Annotated in this window: 18 protein-coding genes; 8 read left to right on the forward strand and 10 right to left on the reverse strand. The window is 41.3% G+C overall.

The features are described 5' to 3' along the window. Nucleotides 1-17: 17 nt before the first annotated feature. Both AN944_RS17680 and AN944_RS17685 read right to left on the reverse strand, forming a co-directional pair. Complete coding sequence (locus AN944_RS17680) at nt 18-2,006, reverse strand: MtrB/PioB family decaheme-associated outer membrane protein (protein ID WP_055025970.1); 1,989 nt, start codon at nt 2,004-2,006, stop codon at nt 18-20. Nucleotides 2,007-2,021: 15 nt separating this feature from the next. Then, on the reverse strand, nt 2,022-2,969 hold the full coding sequence (locus AN944_RS17685) for a DmsE family decaheme c-type cytochrome (RefSeq protein WP_055025971.1): 948 nt from the start codon (nt 2,967-2,969) through the stop codon (nt 2,022-2,024). Nucleotides 2,970-3,163: 194 nt separating this feature from the next. On the opposite strand from AN944_RS17685, the gene AN944_RS17690 reads away from it, so the two are divergent. Both AN944_RS17690 and AN944_RS17695 read left to right on the forward strand, forming a co-directional pair. Further along, complete coding sequence (locus tag AN944_RS17690) at nt 3,164-4,096, forward strand: helix-turn-helix transcriptional regulator (RefSeq protein WP_055025972.1); 933 nt, start codon at nt 3,164-3,166, stop codon at nt 4,094-4,096. A 468-nt stretch (nt 4,097-4,564) separates the two neighbouring features. Continuing rightward, nucleotides 4,565-6,922: a Tex family protein gene (locus AN944_RS17695; RefSeq protein ID WP_055025973.1), complete on the forward strand. Its 2,358-nt coding sequence runs from the start codon at nt 4,565-4,567 to the stop codon at nt 6,920-6,922. Between the two features lie 67 nt (nt 6,923-6,989). Here AN944_RS17695 and AN944_RS17700 read toward each other — a convergent pair whose 3' ends face one another. From AN944_RS17700 to bioH, 3 genes are all read right to left on the reverse strand, one after another. Further along, nucleotides 6,990-7,916, reverse strand: a complete 927-nt coding sequence (locus AN944_RS17700) for a hypothetical protein (RefSeq protein ID WP_144430216.1) — start codon at nt 7,914-7,916, stop codon at nt 6,990-6,992. Nucleotides 7,917-8,089: 173 nt separating this feature from the next. After that, entirely contained in the window at nt 8,090-8,611 is a 522-nt protein-coding gene (locus AN944_RS17705; RefSeq protein WP_055025974.1) for a hypothetical protein, read from the reverse strand. 66 nt (nt 8,612-8,677) lie between these two features. Beyond that, nucleotides 8,678-9,472 carry a pimeloyl-ACP methyl ester esterase BioH gene (gene bioH / locus AN944_RS17710; protein ID WP_055025975.1) on the reverse strand — a complete coding sequence of 265 codons (795 nt, stop codon included), beginning with the start codon at nt 9,470-9,472 and terminating at the stop codon, nt 8,678-8,680. Nucleotides 9,473-9,532: 60 nt separating this feature from the next. Between bioH and AN944_RS17715 the strand changes: the two genes are divergently transcribed. Next, nucleotides 9,533-10,297: a ComF family protein gene (locus tag AN944_RS17715; RefSeq protein WP_055025976.1), complete on the forward strand. Its 765-nt coding sequence runs from the start codon at nt 9,533-9,535 to the stop codon at nt 10,295-10,297. A gap of 161 nt (nt 10,298-10,458) precedes the next feature. Continuing rightward, the gene (locus AN944_RS17720; RefSeq protein WP_055025977.1) at nt 10,459-11,037 is read left to right on the forward strand and encodes a hypothetical protein; all 579 of its coding nucleotides are present in this window, start codon (nt 10,459-10,461) and stop codon (nt 11,035-11,037) included. 77 nt (nt 11,038-11,114) lie between these two features. On the opposite strand, the gene AN944_RS17725 is transcribed toward AN944_RS17720, so the two are convergent. Then, on the reverse strand, nt 11,115-13,733 hold the full coding sequence (locus AN944_RS17725) for a M14 family metallopeptidase (protein ID WP_063124250.1): 2,619 nt from the start codon (nt 13,731-13,733) through the stop codon (nt 11,115-11,117). A gap of 257 nt (nt 13,734-13,990) precedes the next feature. Between AN944_RS17725 and nfuA the strand changes: the two genes are divergently transcribed. Continuing rightward, complete coding sequence (gene nfuA, locus AN944_RS17730) at nt 13,991-14,569, forward strand: Fe-S biogenesis protein NfuA (RefSeq protein WP_055025978.1); 579 nt, start codon at nt 13,991-13,993, stop codon at nt 14,567-14,569. Nucleotides 14,570-14,775: 206 nt separating this feature from the next. After that, nucleotides 14,776-15,363, forward strand: a complete 588-nt coding sequence (locus tag AN944_RS17735) for a type II secretion system protein (protein WP_055025979.1) — start codon at nt 14,776-14,778, stop codon at nt 15,361-15,363. 102 nt (nt 15,364-15,465) lie between these two features. On the opposite strand, the gene AN944_RS17740 is transcribed toward AN944_RS17735, so the two are convergent. After that, nucleotides 15,466-16,545, reverse strand: coding sequence for a PepSY domain-containing protein (locus AN944_RS17740; RefSeq protein ID WP_055025980.1), 1,080 nt, complete (start codon nt 16,543-16,545; stop codon nt 15,466-15,468). A 578-nt stretch (nt 16,546-17,123) separates the two neighbouring features. Here AN944_RS17740 and AN944_RS17745 point away from each other — a divergent pair. Continuing rightward, entirely contained in the window at nt 17,124-19,262 is a 2,139-nt protein-coding gene (locus AN944_RS17745; protein ID WP_055025981.1) for a TonB-dependent siderophore receptor, read from the forward strand. A 125-nt stretch (nt 19,263-19,387) separates the two neighbouring features. On the opposite strand, the gene AN944_RS17750 is transcribed toward AN944_RS17745, so the two are convergent. From AN944_RS17750 to dinF, 3 genes are all read right to left on the reverse strand, one after another. Next, the gene (locus AN944_RS17750) at nt 19,388-21,337 is read right to left on the reverse strand and encodes a S9 family peptidase (RefSeq protein WP_055025982.1); all 1,950 of its coding nucleotides are present in this window, start codon (nt 21,335-21,337) and stop codon (nt 19,388-19,390) included. A 54-nt stretch (nt 21,338-21,391) separates the two neighbouring features. After that, complete coding sequence (locus tag AN944_RS17755; RefSeq protein WP_055025983.1) at nt 21,392-23,326, reverse strand: S9 family peptidase; 1,935 nt, start codon at nt 23,324-23,326, stop codon at nt 21,392-21,394. Between the two features lie 80 nt (nt 23,327-23,406). After that, nucleotides 23,407-24,756: an MATE family efflux transporter DinF gene (gene dinF / locus AN944_RS17760; protein WP_055025984.1), complete on the reverse strand. Its 1,350-nt coding sequence runs from the start codon at nt 24,754-24,756 to the stop codon at nt 23,407-23,409. A gap of 9 nt (nt 24,757-24,765) precedes the next feature. Here dinF and AN944_RS17765 point away from each other — a divergent pair, with 9 nt between their 5' ends. Next, the gene (locus tag AN944_RS17765; protein ID WP_055025985.1) at nt 24,766-25,812 is read left to right on the forward strand and encodes a polysaccharide deacetylase family protein; all 1,047 of its coding nucleotides are present in this window, start codon (nt 24,766-24,768) and stop codon (nt 25,810-25,812) included. Nucleotides 25,813-26,084 lie beyond the last annotated feature (272 nt).

Below are 26,084 nucleotides of genomic sequence, written 5' to 3' on the forward strand. Positions count from 1 at the left end.
GCACGTTTGTTAAACGACTACAGCACATAGCTGAAATTCAGCATGATTTGATGGGCGTTATAATTGTGATTAAGCTCGCCCAGGGTAACCATGCCTGGCACTTGGTCAGGGGTCATTTGAGCGTCATCGGTGTCGTAATAGCGTTCGTAGCTGTAGGTCAGCTTTAATGCCATGTCATCACTCAAGGCATAGTTAGCGTAAAGGCTAGCGCTATGGTTATATGAGTAGTAATCCCCATATGGGCTGGTGCCATCTGCGGTGACATAAGTGTCACTGCTTGAGTTACTGAATAAGTAATCAGCACCAAGTGTCAGCTTGTCTTCCATTAGGCCGCCATAACTTACGCCAGCACCTAGGTTGATAAACTTATCTTCAATATCAGCGTACCAATCTGGACTGCTGTAGCTTTGACTGCCTGCTTGAGCAGAGTTAATCCATTGCTGACCTGCAAAACCGTAAGCAGAGAACTGCTTCGTTAGTTGCATATTAAGATTGATGTCGTAGCTGTAATCTTCTGATTCTGTTAAACCAATAACTGTGTCATCGTAATCGTCTTTGGCATAACGACCTGTTAAGTCGATGCTTAACCAGTCAAGGGGAGTGTGGCTAACACGCAGCTCAACTTCGTTGCGCTCTCTGTCTGCTAAATAGTATTTACGCATCAGTGAGTTTTCTTCGCTCGACGTTAGCTCTGTTGCTTGATACTCAGAGCCGCCACGGTTGCTGTGACCTGCTTTTAGATCGATAGTGAAATTGTCGATGGCACGAATAGACAGTTTTGCCCATAAGCTATCTTCATTGGTTTGTTCACGTTCGCTGTAAGTGCGTTCGATGTCTTTGCGATCATAGCCCGCTTGTAAGCGGTAGCCGCTAGCAATGCGGTAGCTGGCGTTCACTTTAAAGGTTGAGCGCTCAATATCAGTGGCGACATTTTCTTTGAATGTGCCACTGACGCTATCGAAGTTGTATTGTTGGAATTCAAATACTGAACTGTTGTTTTCACGATTGCTGTAGTCGTAACTACCACCAAGGCGTAAACGGTTGTTGAGCATAGAAGTGATGCGGAAGTTTGCATCTGTGGTATCGACTTCGCCGTCCCAGTTTTGAATTGGGTTGCCTGCCACTTGAATCAAATCGTCATCTTGGATCATACGGCCTACAATGAAACGACCTGACATGACAGTGCGGTCTAGCTGGTACTGACCCGATAACGAGACTTGGTGCGCTTGATTATCTGGGGTTGCAGCATACACATCGTATTCAGTTGGTAAGCTTAGGTTGTCAGTATTGTTTTTATACTGACTGCCAAAATAACTTAATTCAGTTAACCAGTTATCGCCAGTGAGTGCTGCGCCAGCGGTGAATGAGTCAGTGGTTGAATCAACACGTTGACCAAAGTTAATTGGACCTGGGCTCACTAAACTACTGCTTTTATAGCCCGTTTTATCTTCAGAGTCGAAACGCACATAGGCTTGATAAAAGTCTTGTTTGAAATCGGCGCCGATACCCACTTTTTCACGTTGCTGAGATAACTCAAATACGTACGGTACATCAGGCGTCATCATGCCATCGTCGTAGTATAAGTTACTTTGGGCATCACCTGATTGGTAAGTGGTGATTAATGCGTAATCCGCATCAACATTGAATAAGCCTTTTTGGCCAACACTGATGTTAGCTGTGCTGTTCTCAAAGCCAAGTTGGTGAGCTTGAACACGTGCTTGGTAACCGTGTTCATCTTGGTATTCAATGTCGCCACTCAGTGATGTCACAAAACCATCTTGGTCAGTACCAAAGGCATTGGCAGCATGGACATCATCACTGTCGATGTAGCCAGCAGAAACGTTAACATTGCCGCTGTAACCTTGTGTTGAAGTACAGCGCTTACATTGATACTTCTCTTGATTAAGGTTTTCTGTATTAGCATTGCCAACAGCAAAGTCAGCTGCCCATGCAGGGGCCGTTGCCATTAATAAAGAAGCAGTGATTAAATTCAGTTTAAAGTTCATTGTTATGGCTCCTGATTAGCGCTGCAGTAAGCTGCCGGCTGGGTGGTTAGAACCATGGATTTGGCTATGACAGTTCAAACAGCTTTTTCCACCGCCAAAGGCATCCATTCCAGGTTGAAGAACAACGCGACTAGCGTGACCGTCATCAGCGTGACATTGCTGACATAGTTGTGGTGCACGATTGTTTAGCATGCCTTCGTTAACGCTGCCGTGTGGGTTATGACACGTGACACAGTTTTCAGTCACAGGTGCATGTTCCCATAGCATTGGGCCACGCTTTTCAGCATGACAGCTGTAACAAGTGTCATTGACTGTTGGCTTGTTTAGGGCGCTTTCAGACATAGAACCATGTGGAGAGTGACAATCAATACAGGTCATTTGATCCCATTTCATTGGATGAGAAGAGCGCTTGTTCATGTCAGCTTTTTCACGAGTGTGGCAGCTAGTACAGGTGTCATTAACGGTTAACTTGTCTAAGGCAGGGTCTTTAGCTGCATGTACCACGTGACAATCGGCACAAGCAATCTCTTCAAGATTGTGAGTGCTGCTATGCCATGCCATTTGCTCTGGGTCGTTATGACAACCTTGGCAAACGGTATTTTGAGTTGGTGCATCTAATTTGCTGTCTTTACCAAATTGGATCATGGGCTCTTTGCCCCCACGATTGTGGTTGCCTTGAGGGCCATGACAGGCTTCACATTGCAGTCCAGCCATTGGTGAGTCTTTACTGGTTAAGTCGCCATGTGCGCCTTTAAAGATGTCGGTAACACCTTCGGTACGTTGGTGACACATTAAGCAGCTGTCTGCTCCTTTAGGGGAATACTTACCTTCAGCGAACTTCTCAACGAGTTTTTGAGAAACCTCTTCACCTGTCATGTCATCCCATGGCGCAGCAGCGACACCAAATGAGCACAAGTAAAGGGTTACACTGATAGATGCGATTAAGTTTCGACACCAATTCATAATGTCACCTGACCTTATTAAATCTTAAATAAAAATGGAGTAATCAATTGGAGGTATTTTAAAGAAGAGGGGATTTCAGATCTAAGAATAGTGATTATCAAAAAACGACATTTGTGATCTAAATCTACATCATAGGTAGCAAAAAAAACTAAAATATATTTTCCAATAGTTCCTTTATTTAAAAAGTTCCCCAAATGATAAAATATAAATGCAGACCTGCAATTCACACAAAACTTGTTTGTGAATACTGTAATAGTATTGATTTTCATTTGCCGCTGGAATTTGCCCATTTTAAATATTTTAATGACACAGAATGGGTTGGCATAAATATAATAACCAAATTATTAAATTATATTGAGAATAATATTGAAGACCCTTATTTCTTTCTGAATTTAGCGAAGTATTTTGTTAAAAGGGTAACTGAGTTTACTAAAATAGACTTATCTGATGATGTCGATATCGCTCAGAAATTGATTGATTTCACAATGTTTTATAGCCAAGTATCTGATCTAAATTGGGTTACTATTGATGCGGGGGATTACATTGGCCTAGTGGCTAAGCGTAATCCTATTGAACGTGCTTCTAAGTATGATGACCTATTTGTTTATCTCTCTGTGATGCAAATATTGAATTTTCATAAAGAGGTAAATAATAATGTAATCATTGAGTTACCGTTTGAGTGTGGCTTTTACGGTTACAATGTTGCCATTTTAGAAAATGTTAAATTCAACTGTCAGAACCTGTCAATTTTTGCCAAAAAAACGCCAGGTAAGCAGTATGATATTAGGTCATTATGCATTGAAACGATTACTAGCTTGGACAGGATTCATGCGGCTGCTAAGAGTATGATTCCAGCTGAGTTATCTGTTGATACATTAGCTATTGCGTTAGGAATGTCGACACGAAGCTTGCAGCGAGAAGTGAAATCTATGGGTCTTTGTGTCAAAGATATCATTAAAGAAGTGAAAGCAAATAGATTAAAATTAGTATTAAAGAAGAACCAAGATAATATAAAAGTTACTGCATATGAGTGTGGTTTTAAAAGCTTGGCAATATTTAGTCGTCATTTTTCTAATAATGTTGGATGTTGCCCTTCTGAATATGTCAGTCGAATTAACGATAAATAAGTTTATTTTTTGTAAATAAATAAATGTATCAAATGTTACATTTGATAATGGTTATCATTTACGGCCATTTGTTAGTATATTTTTTATTTTAAATAATACCAAATAAATAAAGATAAATAAGATACCTCTTTATGGGTATAAATTAGTTTTTATTTATTAACTTCCTCGTTTAAAATTTCATTAACTATAATAACTCATTGTTTTTTATAACCCTGCTAAAAGTAAGTCTACTAGTGTTAAATTAAAATTTGATACGAACCTGTATTGTGATTGTTCTGTTTTAAGAATTTAGTCCATTGTGTCGCTTTGCTAATGCCTAAAAAACCGAGCTAAGTTACCGTTAAACTGAGCTGTCATCCTATTTAGGTTGAAAATACCCTGTAAAAATTCACTTTCTCAATAAACGTTTTAAGCAGGTTATGCTATCTTTGGGCGATATTTGTTATTCAACGCCGAATAAGACCTTTTATGCTAAGTATTGCTCAGATTATCGCTCAGGAATTGAATGTCCGTGAGCAACAAGTTTCAGATACCATTGCGTTACTTGATGATGGCTCCACCGTCCCGTTTGTTGCTCGATACCGTAAAGAAGCGACAGGGGGATTAGATGATGCTCAGTTAAGAACACTCGATAGTCGTTTAGGCTACTTACGTGAACTGGCAGAAAGAAGACAAGTGATTCTTTCTAGCATTGAAACCCAAGGTAAGCTTACGCCTGCTTTGCAACAAGCGATCAATACTGCTGACAGTAAAACGCGTCTTGAAGATCTCTACCTACCATACAAACCTAAGCGTCGTACTAAAGGCCAGATTGCTATCGAAGCAGGTTTGCTACCGCTAGCTGATTTTTTATTGACGAATCGCCAAGCGGATTTAGAAAGCAAAGCCGCTGAGTTTGTGAATGCAGAGGCTGGCTTTGGGGATACCAAAGCCGTATTAGATGGTGCTCGATTTATATTAATGGAGCGCTTTGCTGAAGATGCAGACTTACTGCAAAAAATTCGTAAACACCTTAGTCAACAAGCTGTACTTGAAAGTCGCATGGTTAAAGGTAAAGAAAAAGAAGGTGCCAAATTCCGTGACTATTTTGAGCATACTGAAGCCATAACTAAGGTGCCATCACATCGCGCATTAGCGATGCTGAGAGGGCGTAATGAGGGCGTGCTGAGTCTGTCGATGAATGCAGACCCTAAATCAGAAGTGGCACAAAGCAGTTATTGCGTGGTTATCATTGCTGATCATTTCAATTTAAAGTTATCTGATTCGAGTGTCGATCAATGGCTTAAAACAGTGGTGACAGCCACTTGGCGAATTAAAATTGCTTTGCAAATGGAAACTGAGTTCATTAGCCAAATGCGTGAACGTGCTGAAGCGGAAGCGATTAATGTATTTGCGCGTAACTTGGGTGATTTATTGATGGCAGCCCCTGCTGGAGCTAAAGCCACAATGGGTCTCGACCCTGGACTTCGAACTGGTGTTAAAGTTGCGATTGTTGATAACACTGGTAAATTTGTCGCACACACGACGATATTCCCTCATGCTCCACAAAATGTCTGGGATAAGTCTATCCGTACGCTGGCTAACTTAATAAAAATGCATAAAGTCGACATCATTGCTATTGGTAATGGTACAGCGTCACGTGAGACCGATAAACTTGCTGCAGAAGTGATTAGCTTTATGAAAGAAACACACCCGAGTTTAACCAAAGTGATGGTTAGCGAAGCGGGCGCTTCAGTCTATTCTGCTTCTGAATTAGCATCGGAAGAGTTTCCGAATCTTGATGTCTCGATTCGTGGCGCAGTTTCCATTGCTCGTCGTTTGCAAGATCCGCTAGCAGAGTTAGTTAAGATTGAGCCTAAATCTATTGGTGTAGGCCAATATCAGCACGATGTGAGCCAAAGCCAGCTATCAAGTTCACTTGAGGCCGTCGTAGAAGACTGTGTAAATGGTGTTGGTGTCGACTTGAACATGGCGTCTGCGCCATTACTGGCTCAAGTGGCAGGTTTGAATAAAACCTTGGCTAAAAATGTGGTCAGTTACCGCGATGAGAACGGTCAGTTTGAGTCGCGTAAACAGTTGCTAAAAGTGGCTCGTTTAGGCCCTAAAGCCTATGAACAAGCAGCCGGTTTCTTACGCATTCGTCATGCAAAAAATCCATTAGATAGCTCAGCAGTTCACCCTGAAGCCTATAAGTTAGTGGAAACCATTGCTAAAGCTAAACAGCAGACGGTTGAACAGCTAATGGGTAACAGTGAATTATTAGCGCAGCTTAATGCCGCTGAGTTTGTCACTGAGGAATTTGGTTTACCGACCATTACCGACATTTTAGCCGAGCTTGATAAACCTGGACGGGACCCTCGTGGTGAGTTCAAGACAGCGAGCTTTAAAGAAGGGGTTGAAGAGCTAAAAGATCTTAAACTCGAAATGATCCTCGAAGGGGTTGTGACCAATGTGACCAACTTCGGTGCTTTCGTGGATGTTGGGGTTCATCAAGACGGTTTAGTGCATATCTCTTCATTGACAGACAAGTTTGTCAGCGATCCACACACGATTGTGAAAGCGGGTGATGTGGTTAAAGTTAAGGTCATGGAAGTGGATGTTGAACGTCGCCGTATTGCGTTAAGTATGCGATTAGACGAGCCATTACAAGCAGCGAATAAATCTAAACCTCAGTCTAACGCTAAGACGGGTTCAGGTCATAAGCCAAGTGGCGCTAAACATGCTGCAAACAAGCATAATGGCGGTCAGCGTAAACAAAATAAAGCACCTGCCAATGCGGCAATGGGTAATGCATTTGCTGATGCCTTTGCTAAGCTAAAAAAGTAAACTAGCTGATGTATTAACGATTTAAAATCAATGATTAAGCCCTTAGCTTTAGGTTAAGGGCTTTTTTTTATGGAAGGTAACCTGAGCAGACTTCATCAAAATGAGTGTATGGCGATAACAAGTAGTTAGCTTGTTGCATTTCAGCTAGAAGCTTGGGATCCATTAACGGGTTTTCGATACTGAATATGCGTCGTTCACTGAGCTTTGATGAGATCAACTCTTGGCAGTACTGGCGGTAAAATGTGTTATCGAATTGGCCGTTTGCCATAATACGTTTAATGCCGACCTCGATTCGCTTAGCCAGTTGTGGCTCATCAGGTGAAACATAAAAGAAGGTCGCTAACGGAATATGTAGCAGTACATTTTCATCTAGCACTAAATCTGCAAATTTAACTTTAAATGAACTTAACTCGGCTGGCGCTTCATTAACTCCACGGCCAAAGCTTTCAAAGCGGCCTTTGTCTAGCATATGAAATAAACCGTCGTAACTTGAACCGACAACCACGTCAAACCCGGCCTTTTCAAATGCCAGTCTTGTTGACCAATGTATGCCGCTGCCTGTTGGGATTTGTTTGAGTTGTTCTATGGTTTTGATCTTGGAAAATTGGGCTTGAGTTTGTTTTTTGATAATGAAAACTCTAAAACCCTGGATACCTTTACGAATAGGCACTCTTATCGGAATCAGTTTTTCATTCCAAGCGGGTTTTATGGCTTCTGCAATGACGTTAATGAGCTCGCCATCGACCATTTCTGTCAAAATCCGATCACGGGTCATAAAGATTGGAGAGTGGGTGATTTCCCATTCGCCAAAATCATCTTCGGTGTTTTCAAGTATCAGCTGCATTAACTCATAGCTGTAATGGTAACGCATATCATTGGCAGAGGCTGGCTGATTGAGAATGATAATATCTTTGGCAACGGCAAAGGGAGCTATTGTGAAATAGCTAAATAGGTAAGTAACAACAATGACGAGTATGTACTTAAATAATGACAAAAGAGTGCCTTAACTGAGTCCTTCAGAATATTAGCTTATTCAATATAATTAAATAGTTACCAATACTCAATATTTACAAGATACAAAAGCAAAATTTGCTTGATAACGATCAATATTTCATGGCGCTACCAAGTCATGTTGTTGCGTTTAAGCTAAGGTAGGTAAAGCAGGATTTAGACTAACGCGAATAGTTGGCTTTGCTCAGCAGGCGTTGTTTGCTGCTGATAAAACTGACCGACTCGTTCACCTAGTTGCTCATAAAATGCTTGCTCTTGTTCTTGGCTTGCATCATGAAGCAACAAGCTTTGAATCGCTCGGCTATTATTCTTGTCGCTGATTTTATCTGTTTCAACATTCGGGTTATTTGGGCTTTTTTGCTGAATATCACGACGTTGAATCGTTGGGTTACTATTGGCTGCCACTCGTAATAGTTGTGGAAAAATACCTTTAGGTCCCAAGGTTTGTTGCTGCGTTTGCTGTTGCTCGGTAGATTGTTTTTGCTGCTGTTTTTGATCGAGTAATTCGTGGCGAGTTAACCGTTCATTTTGCTGATTATAAGCCCGCTCTTGGAAGGCTTTAGACAACTCTTGTGGTGGCAGAATAGGCTTGGCTTGCTGATTATCCGCGCGCGCAAGATCCGTCGCAACATTACTTGTTGCTATCGGTACTTGGGGATAATTAGTGACAACCAGCATAAAACTCACTTAGATATTGAATAATAACGTACAAATTATAGTCAATATTAAAGTGGTTTTATAGCGCTAGTCTGTATATTTATTGATCCAAGTACATAATTCGTTCAAAAAATCATCTGTATGTGAAATGAACGGCGCATGGGATGCTTTATTGTGAATAACGTCTTTTATACTTGTTGCTTGCGGTAAAACAGAGATGATCTTTTTTGGAACTAAACTGTCACATTTGCCCCAAATTCGTAACCATGGCTGCCGAATATGATGTAACTGCGAACGCAAATCTACGGTACGAAGCATCCCTAAACCTTGATCAAGTACTGGCTGACTGGGTAAGGGTTTTGCTAATACCAGTTTCTTTATCATGCCAATGTCATCTTTGGCTGAATCACTTCCCATTGCTTGAATCGCTAAAAAGCGCTCCACGGTTTTAGCTAAGTTTATGCTGAGTTGCTCCGAAAATTGTGCCAATACCTTAGGGGCAATACCTGGCCAGCTTTGCTCATCGTTATTTGGTTGCTGTGCCATAAAGCAGGGTGATGACGCAACCGTGATTAAGGCTTTAACTGAGTGAGGGTGATTAATTGCAACCTGAGTGGCTACCAGCCCACCCAGTGACCAACCTAACCAAATTGCCTGCTGCGGTAATTGGTGAGCAAGTTGTTCAGCCCATGCGTTGATATCGCCTTCGTTGGCTTCACTATCGCCAAAGCCCGGCAGGTCGACAAAATGCACTCTATACTGTTCCAAAGCCGTTGCTAAAGGATGAAATACGGCCGAGTTAACTCCCCAGCCATGAAGCAGTATTAGATCTTGGCCTTCACCAACAGTGTGAACGTGTAGCTTAGAAAAAGTGGGCTGCAAAGGTTACCTCAAATCATCACGATACAGACAAGTAAGTGCCATACAGGATAAGGATATTATATGGATTGGCAACTCCCACAAGCCTATAGTCATCGTTTAACGTCGTTTGCCCATTGGCTTCGACGTCATTTACCAAATCGATGTCTATTATGCCGCCAAGACATACGTCAGTTTGATTCTGGGAAACCTCAAACGGGCATTTGTCACCACTGTTTAGTTGCTGGGCTATATCAGCACGAAGTGTGTTTAGGTTGTGGTAAGCGTATGGAGCAACTTCAAGCCTATTGTGGTCACTGTTTGCGACACAAACCTGTGATGGTCATCGCACCTTGTAGTTATCATCACAGTCTTGGCGAGTTAGTTTCAGGAATAAAATACCAACAGCAATGTGCGCCTCTTACTGCGTTAGTGAATGTGCTGGCAGTTCGGGTTATGGATCTGGTTGCCAGAGGAGTGATTACATTGCCCCAAGTGATCGTGCCTGTGCCATTACATAAGAACCGTTTAAAGCAACGTGGCTTCAATCAGGCGTGGCTAATTGCAGATGAATTAAGCCGTCAATTGGGGATCCCTATGGACGACAGTTTGTTAGTGCGAAACATCGATACCCAAGCTCAGGCAGGGCTAGATGGGCAAGCTAGGCGACGCAATTGCGCCGATGCTTTTAATACAACAAAAGCCATACCTTATCAGCGGGTGGCATTAATTGATGATGTGGTAACGACAGGGACGACAGTCAATGAAATTGGCAAGCTATTTGCGGCAGATTATGTTCATGTTCAAGCATGGTGTTTAGCACGAGCTGAAGCGCCAGGCCTGCTGTAATGTAGATAGGTTAAGTTGCTGATTTAAGTTGATAATAAGAAATGTATGTCGCTTCAATGGCGGAGTTGTCAAATACTGATAATAAAAGTATCTTACAGCCTTATTCACTATAAGCCTTTTATACGAAACATATCGTCGAAACATGGAAGTTACTGATAAAAATGGAAATTAAACAGAAAAAATTATCAAATCAGCACACATTTACATTCAATGAACATAGCCTAAATTTTGCTTTTAAAAATAAATCGGGCGCAGAAGATGTGGATGTCGAATATGGGACTTTTCCTGATAAATCATCTTTACTCATTGAGCAAAATGATTGGCTAAGAAATGTAGGTATTCTTTGGTTTTTATTGGGAGCATTGAATATTGGCCGTGCGGTATTCAGTGATAATCCTGTTACAGGTACTGGTTTATGGCTTTTTCTAGGCATTATTTGCTTAATTTGGTTTGCAGTGACTAAGGTCAGGTATTCGGTATTTAAAACAGAAACCAGCAATATATTTGTGATTCAAAATGGGCAGCATGATCACATCATTGATGAAATTTCAAAACGAAAAAAAGCACAACTACTGCAGTGGTATGGTGATGTTAATGTTGATAATGACCCTGAAAGCGAAATAAAAAAATTTAGATGGTTAGCAGAGCAAAATGTGATCACCAAAGTGCAAGCAGAAGAAAAAATAGCCCAAGTTGAGTTTGCGCATAAAGATCCTGACTTACAGCATAAACTGAATTAGCTTATATTTTGATATTAAAAAAGAGCGACTTGCGCTCTTTTTTAATTGTATATTATGCCTTGAAGGTTCAGATAAAATTACATCGCTGATGGCACAAAATACAGTGCATTGGCATACACTTTCTCTGTGCCTAGCCAGATGTTTCTGAACAATAAATTATCCGTTAAGGCAACCACTTCACCTTTACCTTTCTTTTCGACAATCATAGCCGGCGTGTTGGCAAAAGAGCGTTGATATTCTTTTGCTAGAAAGCCACTGACCAGTAGTTCATTATCGTATTCTGCCGCCACAATAAATGGTGTGGACGTTGGGCCAAAGCTGATTTCGCGATTTTTCATCACATGTAATGGGTTTGGTAAGCCAAAGGTAATGGGGTGAGTTTGGTCTAACGTTAACGACACAATAGCGCCACCAATTGACTGACGAGCATCTAACTTTGACTTGTCGCCAAACTTAAGTCCTGAAGTACTAAATAGATTATTGAGCTCACGCTTAGATTTAGGCTCTGACTTTAAAATATTGCGCTTTTTAAGCCAAACTAAGGCACGTTTTTGCGCCACAATAGTTCCCCCATCCGAAACGTATTTTCCTAGCTGTCTCGATGTCGCATCACTAATGACATGATAAGGTCCATCAGCCATAAATATATGGCTATAAGCGGACAAATCGATTGAAGTCAGTCGTTCACTGTTCACCATAGTGACAGGGATGCCTAAGGTCTTATCAAGGTAGTACCAAAGCTGGCCTGTTTCTGAAGCATTGGTATCGGAGCCGGTGACCAATAATGGTGTGACGGGCTGAACTTTAATAAAGTCATCGCTACCTAGATCCATACCTGCAGCAGTATGCGATGAACTGGCAGCCACAATATTGACTTGATATTGAGCGGCAAGCTCACTGACAATTTGTCGGACTTGCTCTTCTGATACAGGTTGCTTTAATGGAATTTGTAAGCTTCCCGCGACAAATTCAACGGGCAAGTTTTTACTGTTAGCTGCACTGAGACTAAATGGCTTGAGGGCATATTTTACTAATACACCTTGATGCAATAATTGCTGTAAAAAAGGGGCTGCAGCTGCTTGTTGCCAATCTACAATAAGTGCAACCGCCTCATCAGGGAACACGGTTTTTGTGGTGTTAGCACTTAGTGTTAGTGCTTTCGCTACCGGTTTATCTGCAAGGAATTTAATACTCGGCTTAGCACCTTCAATCAATGTTAACCCCAGTGCCGACTCAAAGTTCCATGTGGAAATATCGTAAAAGGTTTCATCCTTAAACTCGGTCCGCTTATCAAATAGGGCTTCAACTAAGTCGTGCTGTGGCTGACTTTTGGGAATAAAGATACTGTCTTGCTCCGAGAAGATAATGTCGTCATCTTCTATTGGTTTAGCAAGGTATTTAAAGCTGATTTTATGCTGATTTAGGATATCTGTTAGCTGTGATATATGAGCTGCGCCGCCATGAGCTTTAATCAATCTCCCCGTTTGCTTGCCATCTCGTGTGCGCTTAGCATTGCTTGAGAAAAAGTCTGTTTGATACTTCATCAGCTTCTCGCGCAAGTTATGCGCGCCTTGCAAACTCGAAATTGAAGTAGCGAACTGGTTATCAATGCTATTTGCTAGAGTCACCACACCATTTGGCGATGCTTGGGCTTGTCCACGGGAGCTGGCTTGTTCAAATAAAATGCCTACTGCGCCATTAATATCAGGATAGGTTGAGCCTTTGCCATAGAAAAAATCATCAAACATTTGTTCACTAAAATACACCTGCTTCACCTGATCTAATGCTTGGCGATGAAATGCTGCCAGTTCATTTGATAATTGCTGGTTGGCTTTACTGGTAAGCGGGTTAACCCTATCAGGCACTCCGGGCTGAAAAAAGTAAGACTGTTGATGCCACATTTCGTGGAAGTCACCGACATAATGCGGTTGCCACTTATGAAAGAAGGCAACTCGGCCTTGAGACGCTGGATGACGTAGAAACAACCAATCACGGTTTAAATCTGCTAAGTAATGGTTAAAGCGGCCACCTGGCCAATCTTGATTATGTTCTCGATGATTGTTATCGGTGACGACCACTTGGCCCTTGTTATTATTGGCCCAGTTTGAAAAGCGATCAAAGCCATCAGGGTTTTGTGTTGGGGTAATTAGAATCACGGTATCTTCAAGTAAGTCTTTAACCCAAGGCGCATTGGCAGAAGCAAGGTAATGGCTTAATGCTATTGCCGCATGGGCACCACTGGCTTCGTCGCCATGAATTGAATAGGCAAGCCAAACGACGAGAGGTTGAGTATTACTGCGGCTATTTTGCATGGTGCCGAATTTGACTTTACTGCGATAAGCTAAAATATCAGAAAGATTTTTTTGGTTGGTTTCAGAGGTAATCACCGCAGTGAGCTGATGTCGTCTTTCTTGGCTATAACCTGCTGAGTCCAACGACACACGCTCGCTCTCAGTGGCCAGAATCTGCAAGTACTGATTAATTTGATCGTGTCTTAAATGCCATTCGCCCAGCGGATAACCTAAGTATTCAGCTGGCAAGGTAATATCAGCGTTGATGTCTTCGCTGAGTAATCGTTGATTAATTCGTGTGTCTGCCGCGCTCGTCTGTGAAGATGCGCTTAAAGAAACAAAAAGTGGCAAGCTTGCCATCACAGCAATGAGTAGACGAACAAGGTGGCTTGGTAAACTAATCATAGGAGAAACAACATCATAAAATAAAACAATGCAATTACCATAAAGTGATTAAGCTTAAATCTCCATTAAAAACCCGCTTAAATAGGATATTTTTTGTCACACTTGCGAGATGAGGGCTATAAAGCAGGAGCAAGTAGGAGTATCATAGCGCTAAATCTTAGTAAATCACTCAAGTACTATTTAGATGGTGCACCATGTTGTACGGGTACTGATTGAGCTAAGTAGCATTTTTTTAAGTTTTTCAACGGAGCAGTTATATGATCAACATTACTGATACGGCTCAGGCGCATTTTGTAAAATTACTGGCCGATCAACCTGAAGGCACTCATATCCGTGTGTTTGTCATCAGTCCAGGCACCGCTCAAGCTGAGTGCGGTGTATCTTATTGTCCGCCAGATGCTGTAGAAGCAGATGATACTGAGCTTCCTTTTAATGGATTCAGTGCCATGGTTGATGAAAAGAGTGCACCATTTTTAGAAGAAGCTAGCATTGATTTCGTGACCGATCAGCTGGGTTCGCAACTCACGCTAAAAGCCCCTAACGCTAAAATGCGTAAAGTGGCTGCAGATGCACCGCTAAAAGAGCGTATTGAGTATGTGATTCAATCAGAAATCAATCCACAGTTAGCCAGCCATGGTGGTAACATCATGCTAGTTGAAATCACTGAAGAAGGAACTGCTGTTCTTCAATTCGGTGGTGGCTGTAATGGTTGTTCTCAAGTCGATATCACCTTAAAAGATGGTATTGAAAAGCAGCTATTAGACATGTTCCCAGGTGAACTAACAGGCGTTAAAGACGTGACTGATCACCAACATGGTGCTCACTCTTATCAATAAGCGTTAACGCAATATTGATACTAAAAACGCGGCAATATAAGTCGCGTTTTTTTATGGCTTTTTCAAGCTGAATGCCATTGAATATAGCCAGTTATTTATCTTTCCTTATTCTTTACCCTGTTACACTTGTAATGCTTTTGTTTGATGTAATGGCAGATGAGTATTAAACTTGCGCTATACCTGAAAGTATTATTAAGGAGAAACAAATGGTGTTTTTTGTAAATACTCGTAATGTTTCTTCTGCCAAAGGCTTCACCATAATCGAACTGGTTGTCGCGATTATTGTGTTGGCCATTTTAGCTGTTATCGCAGCGAGTCAGTTCATTGATGTGAAACGTGATGCTGAAATCAGCCGCGTAAAAGCAGTGGCGGCTTCGTTTGAGCAGTCAGTTACCTTTGCGCATACTCGCTGGCAAATTATTGGTGGAAGTGAACCAATGAATGATTTGCCTGATTTTGCTGATAACGATTTAGATATGAATGCCTTTGGCTATCCATTAGGCACAGGCAAAGGTAATCCAATGGGGAACCCAGTTAATATTGGCCAAGGTCAGGCTGGGTGTGTGGATTTGTGGAATGCATTGATAGAAGACCCACCTAGTGTTGCCATTAGAAATACATCTGATGATGTTGATTTTGAATCCTATCGCCATAGTGCAGATGGCGGTACTGGTGCGACGCAATGTACTTATGTATTAAGAACACTGGGAGATACCAGAGGACGAAATCGCGCAGAAATCAAGATTGTTTATGATTCGGTAGCAGGGACTGTCACTCCTTTCATTGAAGATTAACCCGTACTCCACAGGGAGAGTTTGGTGTAATTTCAACGTTTAATAAAACAAAACGGCTTACTGTTTCCAGTAAGCCGTTTTTTGTTGTCATTTTAGTGGTAACTAGCGTTTCTTTTTAAAGATTCGGCGGTAAAAAGTCACCGCACTGAATATTAAGATTACTGTGCCAATCAATGCGATGACAGTGATAAATGCCACATACTTAAACGGCATATTCATTGCGTCATGCAAAGGTCTAACAAACGTAGCGATTTGGCCTGAAAGTGGTCTATCGCTGTGAAGCAGTGCTGACTTAATTGTGCCTTTATCATAGTTCATGTTGATACTATCAGCTTGACGTAACCAAACGTCATTATGGGTATTAAATCGATAGCTATAAATTGCGTCAACAGGCTTTTTAGGTGCCTCTGCCTTCGCTTTTGGATCCGGTCTAGGCTGACGTGGCTTGCTGATTGATACTAACTCAGAATCTGGCCATACACTTTGTGCCGTTTGAATTTGGCTTTGCCAATCTTTTGCTTGGCTGATTGGGTATTGAATACTGCTATCTGGCGTTGTTTTAAGTGCGCCTGTCCACAACCCTTTGTAAGTAATTAAAAAGCCAGTAATACACAGTAAAAACAAAGGAACTGAGATGAAAAGTCCTAGTTGAATGTGGCTTTTTACTAAGCTGCTTGACTTAGTATTGCTTGGGATTGAATGCTTTAATCTGAATGTTTTGCGAACACGCCACCAAAGATAAATACCCACTAAGGTAATAACACCACCGATCATCGATGCCCATGCATTAAGGTATTTACCAAAATCACCTAATAAGAAGTTGCGGTGTAGCCAGAACATGGTGCTATAGAGTGGAATATCTCTCATTTTATAGGTTGATAGTTCATTTAAATCGTTATCAAAAGCAATGGAGTGGCCTCTTGCAGCGATTTCGACATACGGAGAGTATTCAGTTGGAAAGCGAACCGTGCTCATTTCAGGGTAACGCTCAAAAAGTGTTTCGGTAACGTGTGCTTTTTGCTCAGACGTTAACGGCACATATTGCTGCCCTTTGTCGTCCATTCTTTTAAGCATATCCATGCCGCCAAGATAAACACCTGTCGTTAACACAATCAGCATAGAAACACTGATAACGAAACCAACCCAGTTATGAAACCATTTTAAAGCAGGGACTACATTCATAGTGAAGTTCTCAAAGTACGTTATTAATGGCCAGTCAAAGATTGATAAGCCTGCTTCACTGTCAATAAATGACCGTCAAAGCAAAAATTTCGTGAATGATAATTAATCTCATTTCTTTACACAATTAAAGAAATGTAAAGACGCAACTTAATCAGAAAGATTGCCAAACAGGTCACAGTTTTTAATGAATGTTAAAGGTTGGGGTATTTTAACAAATGCATAACTATTCTTTATTTATTCATGTGAGTAAAAGGTGCTTATTTCAATTAAACCCTTTACATATAAGAGATATGAGCCTATACGCTTTGTTATTGCTATGTTAATTGTTGATTTTAATCGATTGTTGGGTTTGTTTTGGGTTTCGGTGGTTTTGTGATGAAAAGTAAAATTTTTTATTCTGTTAACATTAAAAACAGTTAATACGCAATATTTATTCAACAACCGTAATGGGATTTGTTCTCATTAGTGCGGTTGTTCACAGTTCTTAACTCCATTCATAAATAAAACTTCACAAAACAAAGAACGCAAATGATAATCCATCTCATTAACGATAACTGCCAAATTAAGGGCTATTTTGTATGAGAATTTCACCAATTGCGTTCGCTGTTCTAGCAAGCTTAGCGTCAGCATCAGTTGCAGCAGAAGAAGCTGCGAATAACACTGAGTCAAGTCAGGGGTTTACCGCTGAAATTGAGCGCATTCAAGTTACTGGGATGAACTTCAACAACTACAAAGTGGGTTCTTCTTCTGGCGCAATGCGTGGCGATATCGACTTAATGGACACGCCGCAGTCTGTGAATGTGATCCCTGACTTTGTTACCGACGAGCAGTTAGCAAGAAACTTATCAGAAGTACTTGTTAACGATTCAAGTGTGACCGGTGGTAGTGAAAAGTGGAACCGTCAAGTATTCAATATTCGTGGTTTTGAATTAGATTCAGGTAGCGGCTTTTTAATTAATGGTCAGCAACAATGGTCTCACTACGTACAGCCAATTGAAACGCTACAACAAGTTGAAGTGTTGAAAGGTCCATCAAGTATGTTATACGGTCAGTCAGGTCCTGGTGGCTTGATTAACATGGTCACTAAAAAGCCAACTTATGACACGCTATTTGATGTCGCATTTGATACCGATGCTCACGGTTCTACTCGTTTTCAGTTAGATGCAGGCGGCGCGTTAAACGATGCTGAATCTATTCGCTACCGCACTGTGTTAGTGAAGCAAGATACGAAATACTGGCGTGAATACCAAGACGGTAACGGTGAGCAAGAACAAGAACGTGACCGCTTTTTAGGTTACATCAACCTTGAATTTGACTTACATGATGACGTGATGCTGTCGGTTAAATATGACTACACCGATGACAAAACAGGTATCGATAGAGGTGGTTGGTTAGACGACAATGGTGACTTAGTTGGCGACCGTGAAGATATCTGGGATATGTCTTGGGCATTCACTGACAACAACGTAGAAAACTTAGGTGCTGACTTAACTTGGTATATTTCTGACGACTGGAAAATGACCACAGGTTATAACCACCAAACCTTTACTCGCCAACGTTTAGATTCGTCTCCTTCTATGGTGTCGGGTATGGATCCTGTGACCGAAGGTTACCAAATTAAAGCCTTTGACCGTTACGATGATTGGCAACACAAAACAGCTTATATGGATTTCACGGGTATCGTGAATGCCTTTGGCATGGAGCACCAATTATTAGTCGGTGCTAACATTCTTGATTATTACTACGGTCAGCTAAGAGACAGTGGCGATGCGCAAATTGTCATGCCTGGTCAAGATGTTCCAAGACCTGATCTTGATTACAACAATGACCCGACCAAGTCAGAATCTAGCTACAAGCATTATGGTTTCTATGTTCAAGATTTAATGACCATCAACGATGAGTGGCAAGTGCTTGCTGGCGTTCGTTATGATGAACAAAAGAAAGATGGTGAAGGTGAGAACAGTTATGCCGTATCACCTAAGTTTGGTGTGATTTACTCACCATCTGAGAATGGCAGTATTTATGTTAACTACTCAAAGAGCTTCAACCCTCAATCAATCGTGAGTAGTGATAACGATGTCAATGAAGGCATGAACTTAGAGCCTGAGTACGGTGAGCAATATGAAATCGGTACTAAGTGGGAACTGTTTGATGGTGGCTTATTGCTAACGGGTGCGGTGTTCGATACCACTGTGACAAACGTGACTGTGCAAGAGCAACTTGAACAACCAATTGGCGATAAAGAATACATCACAACTCAAAGTGGTAAGCAGCAACACCGTGGTTTCGAAATGGGTGCACAAGGTCAAGTTAGCGACAATGTGTTCATAACGAGCTCAATGATGTACTTAGATGCTGAATACATTACTAGCGCAGAAGATACTGCACAGCTTGATGGTAAAACACCTGTTGATGCACCTGAATGGTCAGCTAATATCTGGACACGTTACGAAGTCACTGAAGATTTAGCGTTTAACATTGGTGCAATTTATGTGGGTGAGCGTTTTGCTAATACACAAAACACCATTGTTAAAGATGACTATGTTCGTTTTGATTTTGGTGCAGCATATACATTTGCCGTGCAAAACACTGATATGAGTGTTCGTTTTAACGTTAAAAACCTATTTGATACTGACTACTTAGGTGGCGGTACTAACACTGACGTCACTGTGGGTGAAGGTAGAAACTTTAGCTTAGCGTTTGAAGCAAAGTTCTAAAATAAGTGTAAAACGGCCTTTAAGGTAAACCGTGTTTTAGTGAAAAGCCCTAACGTCAGCGATGATGTTAGGGCTTTTTTTATTTAGATAAATACTGCAAAGCAAGAATGAGGGCTAAGCTCACTTTATAGGTTGGTAGCAAGGAATTTCTCAATCGCTTTGAAAGTCATTAAACGATGTTGATTATTGCTTAGGTAGTGATTGCCATTTTCAATTTCAACATATTCAACCGGTTTATCTAATGCGTCTAACTTGCGATACATATCTCGGCTTTGACTGACTTGAACCACTTTATCGTTGTCGCCGTGGATCAATAAAATAGGCACATTAATTTTGTCAGCATGGCGAATAGGCGAGTATTCATAAAGTTCATCATAATCATCACCAAGGGTTTTCTTAGTTAATTCATGGGTCGTATAAAAACGCGATAGTTTTACTAAATCCTCTACATCAGCGACACCAGCAAAACTGATGACACACTGATAAAGCCCTGGATTCATGGCTGCGCCCATCATGGCTGCATAACCGCCGTAACTGCCACCAACAATACAAATTTTGTCAGGGTCTGCGATACCTTGGTTGATTAAATAGCGTGTGCCTTGATCAACATCGCCCTGCATGGCCTTACCCCAACCTTGCATACCCGCCTTCTTGAATTCATAGCCCAAGCCTGTAGACCCCCTGAAGTTCATTTGCAATACTGCGTAGCCTCGGTTGGCAAAAAACTGAGTCCAATAATCAAAACTGTCAGAGACATAACTATGAGGACCACCATGTGGAAAAATGATCGTAGGCAGTTTTTTGGCTTCAATGCCCTTCGGCAGGGTGAGATAAGCTGGAATTTCTAATCCATCTTTCGCTTCATAGCTGATTTGTTGTGGCTCAACTAATAGCGCGGGTGTTAATTGAGAATATTTAGCTGCAATCACTTCCAGTCGGTTGGCATCACGATCGCCATACAAAAACAAGCCGGGTTGAGTGGGGCTGGTGGCATACACCATATAGCGGCGTTCATTGTTGCTAAATTGAGTCAGGTAATTTTGGGTATCTGGTAGTGCAGCTTTTAAACGATTAACTAGCTTTTTATAGTTTTTATCCCAAAAATGATATTCATTGTCGTCACCAGTAGCTATACCGATTGCTTGACGCGTCACTTTAGAATGGATCAGAGTGGCATGCACATCAGTATTATCTTGTTTATATACCAATTCTTTTGTCAACTTAGGATCGGTTAAATCCACTTTGAAAACGGCATAAAAGCCTTCATGGTAAGCTTTTACATAAAGCGTGTTGGGATTGACATCAAACCCCAGTGGAATAACGGTTTCTTCAGAATAAGCTTCACTTTTCCACAACAGTCGTAAGTCGCCATTGGCTTCGCTTTGCTCATAAATTCGGTACTCGGTGGTATCCCGATCTTGATAGGTGGCAATGCGTACCCGATGTTGTTGATCCGTCATCCAATCAATAACGTGTTCTCGATAATATTGTTCAGTGGTAAAGCTGCCGTTATATAAATTGACTTTGATGACTGTTGGTTCGCTGACTCGTTTACTGAAACCCGATACAGATAAAAGAATATGTTCAGGATCTTTAGGCAATAAATCAATAACGTCGCCTTGATATTGTGGGATAGAGTCGAATCGTTTTAACGCTTTTTTAGTTAACACACTGCCAGCTTCACCAGTGGTTAAATTGTATTTAATGAGTAGGCTCTCATTGGCATTTTTACCAAAACGCTTAGATGGCATGAGTGCGGTTATCAGCAGTATTTCATCACTCGCCCAAGTTAGATTAGTGATCATGAACTTTTCGTGATCGTTTTTCATTGGGATATGAAATTGACCTGTTTCAGTATTAAATAAGGCCACAATTTTATGTGGTACTTCTGCAGTATCGTCTAAAAGAAGTGAAGCAATATGCTTACCGTTGGGGGACAGTCGTACATGACTTACATCAGGAATACTGGCAAAAGCCTCAACAGGTAATTGGGTGACCTTTGATGTTTGCGCAAGGGCTGCAAAAGGCGTATTGGTGATACATAACAACAGTATCAACATAAAAATCCGTTTCATGTAAAGCTCTCTTTGGTATTGCCCACCCTCAATGTGAGGGTGGTGTTCAGTTGGTTAAAGTAAGTTTTTTTGTAGGAAGGCTTCGATTGCCATAAAGGTGTTAATGCGGTGCTTGTTATTACTTAAATAATGATCACCATTTTCAAGTTCGATATATTCAACTGGCTTGTTAAGGTCTTCGAGTTCATCAAACATATCTTCACTGTGTTGTACCCGTACCACCCGATCTTTATCGCCATGGATAAGTAACACTGGCACATTAATATCTTTGGCTTTACTCAGAGGGGAACGTTCATACAGGGCATCATAATCATCGCCGATTTGTTTTTTGACGATTTCAAAGTTGGTGTAACGTCTTGACGACTTCACTAAATATTTGATGTCAGTGACACCGGCAACACTGACAGCACATTGATAAAGATCTTGAGTGGTAGCAACACCCATTAGTGCGGCATAACCACCATAACTAGCTCCCACAATGCAGATTTTATTGGGGTCAGCAGTGCCACGTTCAATTAACCATCGCGTGCCATCTTCAACATCATTTTGCATATCGAGCCCCCAGTTTTTAAGGCCCGCTTTCATGAAGTCATAACCATAACCCGCAGAGCCCCTGAAATTCATTCTTAACACCGCATAACCTCGGTTGGCGAAGAACTGGGTCCAATAATCAAAACTGTTTGAGTCATAACTAATTGGGCCACCATGGGGGAAAATAATGGTCGGTAAGTTTTTAGCTTCTTGGCCTTTGGGGGTGGTTAGAAACGCTTGGATGCCTAAACCATCACGGGCTTGATACGTCAGAGTTTCGGTATCGGCTAACACATCAGGTGACAATTGCTTGTAGCGATAAGCAATAGGTAAGAGTTGGCCAGCATCTCGGTCGCCAAAAAAGTAGATCCCTGCCTCTTTCGCGTTGGTTGAATAAACGATATAGCGGCGCTCATTTTCACTAAATTGAGTGATATAGTTGCGGTAATCTGGCAGAGCTTTGTTCAATCCGTTAGCAAGGCCAATGTATTCTTTGTCCCAAAACGTGTATTCAGACTCATCACCATCATCAATGCCGATCACTTTCTTTTTTAATTTTGAATAAATTAGCGAACCATTGACGTCACTAAACTCTTTGCTGAAAACTAATTCTTTAGTGAGCTTAGGATCTTGTAAGTTAACTTTAAAAATAGCCTCATAGCCTTCATGGTAGGCTTGTACATAAAGTATGTCTTTATCTTCTGCAAAGCCCATTGGCCATACTTGATCTTCTTCAAATGCTTCGAACTCCCAAAGGATCCTGCGGTCTTTATGGGCATCAGCTTGCTCATAAATTCGATACTGGGTGTCTTTACGATAAATACCAACTCGAATTCTATTTTGTCGGTCTGTTACCCAATCGGTAATATTATTTTCAGCAGGTTGTTTGAAGCGAACGTTGCCATTATTTAAATTCACCTGAATGACGGATTCATATTGAGGTTTGTTTCCTAAGCCATTGATACCAAGTAATATATGTTTTTCATCATTAGGCAAGTAATCAATAATGTTGGATTGAATTTGCGGCATCCACTTAAACTTTTTAAGACCAAAACGGCTGAGTAAATTCGAGATTTTTTTCTTACTGACAGAGTAGGTAATAATGCGAGTTTCAGTGGTGGGAGTACCGTAACGAACGGCGGGAAATTTTGCTTCAACAAGAAGCAAGTCATCACTGGCCCAACTCATTGACAATATGACAAATTTTTCATTATCTGTTTGGACAGGAAAAATGGACTCACGGGTATCAATATCTAAGATATTGATGATAGCGCCTTGTTGTTTATCAGTATTTAGCCTGACTAACGAAGCGATAAGTTTGCCATTAGGTGACATGGTGACATGACTGACATCAGGAATGCTGGCAAAAGCTTCTAGTGGCAGTAGCTGATTTTTCGCTACAGCGATATTGGCAAACAGCATCACAAAGGCCGTAAGCGAGGTTAAAATCCGTTTCATTGAACTATCCGTACAGAAATATGTGTTAATTTAATGTTATCAGTAAAAAGGTGGAGATTGATAGTCTATCGATGCTTAAACTACTGAAAGTCATATATTTGCTTGAAGGTTTTACTGTAACGATAATGTAACCCTAACGACAGGCTCCGACACAGCATAAACGCACTCATCGCTGCCCATAAGCCATGATTGCCATAATCTTGAAATGCATACCAACAGGGAAAAAACACCGCAAATGTGGCGATGACCATACTATTACGCATAACTTTGCCTTGAGCTGCGCCAATATAAACGCCATCAAACAGGTAAGAGCCAAATGCCAAAAGCGGCATAAACACTAACCAAATTAGGTATACCTCAGCTTGTTGTTGCACGACCTCAATGCTGGTAAGCATAGTGATAATCGCATCCCCCCCCAGATAAAATAATACACAAAAGCCCAATGAGAATAGTAACGACCAATAGCCCGCTAATGTCACTGAGTCGTGCAATAGCGCTAAATCTTGTTGACCTATAGCGCGTCCGACTTCGGCTTCGGCATAATAAGCAATACCATCCAAAGCGTAAGAGATAAGCATCAACAAGTTAAGCAAAACCGCATTCGCAGCAATGATGTCATCACCTAAGCCAGCACCATAAAATGTCATAAAGGTAAAACTGGCTTGTAAGCATAGGCTGCGAATAAAAATATCACGGTTGAGTTTTAATAAGCGTGAATAACCTTTTAGGCTTAAATGAACTAAAAGCTGACGGAAGTGAAAATCGTGTTGTTGGTATAGCGCTCGTTTGACGATAGTCGCCGCAACTAAAAACGCACAAATATCGGCAATCACAGAAGCAAGAGCCGCCCCTTTGACGTTCCATTCAAAACCAATGACGAACAACACATCAAGGATAATATTTACTATGTTGGCAATGATTAACTGCCACATTGCCGCTTTGGGTGCTTGCCTGCCAAGTAACCAGCCCAATAACACTAAATTTACTAATGCAAAGGGAATCGACCAAATACGGATGTTAACGTACTCGCGACAAAAGTGTTGTACCTGTTCACTGGCTTGACTTAATGACAGAGCAAAATCGATTATCGGTTGCTGTAATAAAATCGCCGTAAAACCAAACATCAATGCCAGGCTGCAACCTTGAACCAGCAATTTTTGCTGAGTTACGTTATCATTAGCACCATAAGCTTGGGCAACAAGACCAGTGGTCGACATACGTAAAAAGCCCAACAGCCAGACAATTAAGGTAATTATTGTACTGCCTAGTGCCACACCGCCTAAGTAATAGGCTTCACTTAAATGACCAATAACAGCGGTATCGACTAAACCTAATAGTGGGATAGTGATATTGGATAAAATCATCGGCAAAGCTAATGCAAATAGCTGACGGTTTTTTTGGCTGTTAAATAGTAATACTTTTAAGGACATAGGAATCTTATGTTAAAACAAAGTCTGTTGGGATTAATTTGGCTTTTTTCTGTTAATGCGCATGCCGTGGTCATTTTGCAATACCATCATGTATCAGAAACAACGCCAGCAATTACCAGTGTGACGCCTGCTCAATTTGAAGAGCAGATGCAGTATCTTGCTGATAACGAGTTTACCATCATTAGCTTACAAGAAGCGGTTGATGCCATAAAACAAAATAAGCCAATCGCGGATAAAAGCATTGTCATTACTTTTGACGATGGCTATGACAGCATTGCAAAAGCGGCTGCTCCTGTGCTGAAAAAGCATAACTTTTCTTACACTTTGTTTGTGTCGGTTGAACCGATTGAAAAAGGGTATGCAGGGATGATGAGCTGGGATGACATTAATCAACTTGCTAAAGATGGTGCGACGATTGCCAATCACAGTTGGGCGCATGAGCATTTGAATCGTAAGCTTGAAGGCGAAACTAAGCAGCAGTGGTTAACTCGTATTGAGAAAAATTTATTAGACACCGAAGCTGAAATTAAAAAGCACACAGGCCAAAGTGTGAGAATGCTGGCTTATCCATATGGTGAATACAATGCTGATGTTGAAAACATCCTCAAGCAGCATGATTTTATAGGATTAGGCCAGCAATCTGGTGCCGCAGGTAAATACTCTGCATTAACCGCATTACCTCGTTTTCCTGTGGCAGGCCCCTATGCAGACTTGGATAGTTTGAAAGTTAAATTTACCAGTTTGAACATGCCCGTTATCAAACAAAATATAAGTGACCCTTTATTAACTGCTGGTAATTGGCGTCCAGAGCTGACTGTTGAGCTGGATACTAGTGATATTTACCCACATCAAGTCATGTGCTTTGTTCAAGGGCAAGGGGCTAAAAAACCAACGTGGATTTCTGAAACAGAATTTAGCATTCAAGCGCCAGCTAACTTACCAGCAGGGCGCAGCCGCTATAACTGCACAGCGCCAAGTAAAACCCAAAATGGTTACTATTGGTTTTCACAAGCGTGGGTGAGACCGAATAATGATGGAAGCTGGCCAAAAGAATAGTTTTTTGGCTTGATGTTTTGTTGATTTCCAAACTTCGTTTGGAATAGATCAAGGTCGTGGGTTGTCCACCCACACCCGACCAAAAGGGAGTCAACACTGACTCCCTTTTCGTTGATTTTTATAAAACCTTTGCCGTAGCGGCTATGTTTTATTCATCATTTGAAATCAAAAGCCAATCAAGAGCGTGGCGCTTCGCCCACACCCGACGAAAGGGAAACAACAGCATTTCCCTTTTCGATATCCCTTGCCGCCCCTACGAAATTGCTCTGAAA

The organism is Shewanella sp. P1-14-1 (assembly GCF_001401775.1).
Classification (GTDB): Bacteria; Pseudomonadota; Gammaproteobacteria; order Enterobacterales; family Shewanellaceae; genus Shewanella; species Shewanella japonica.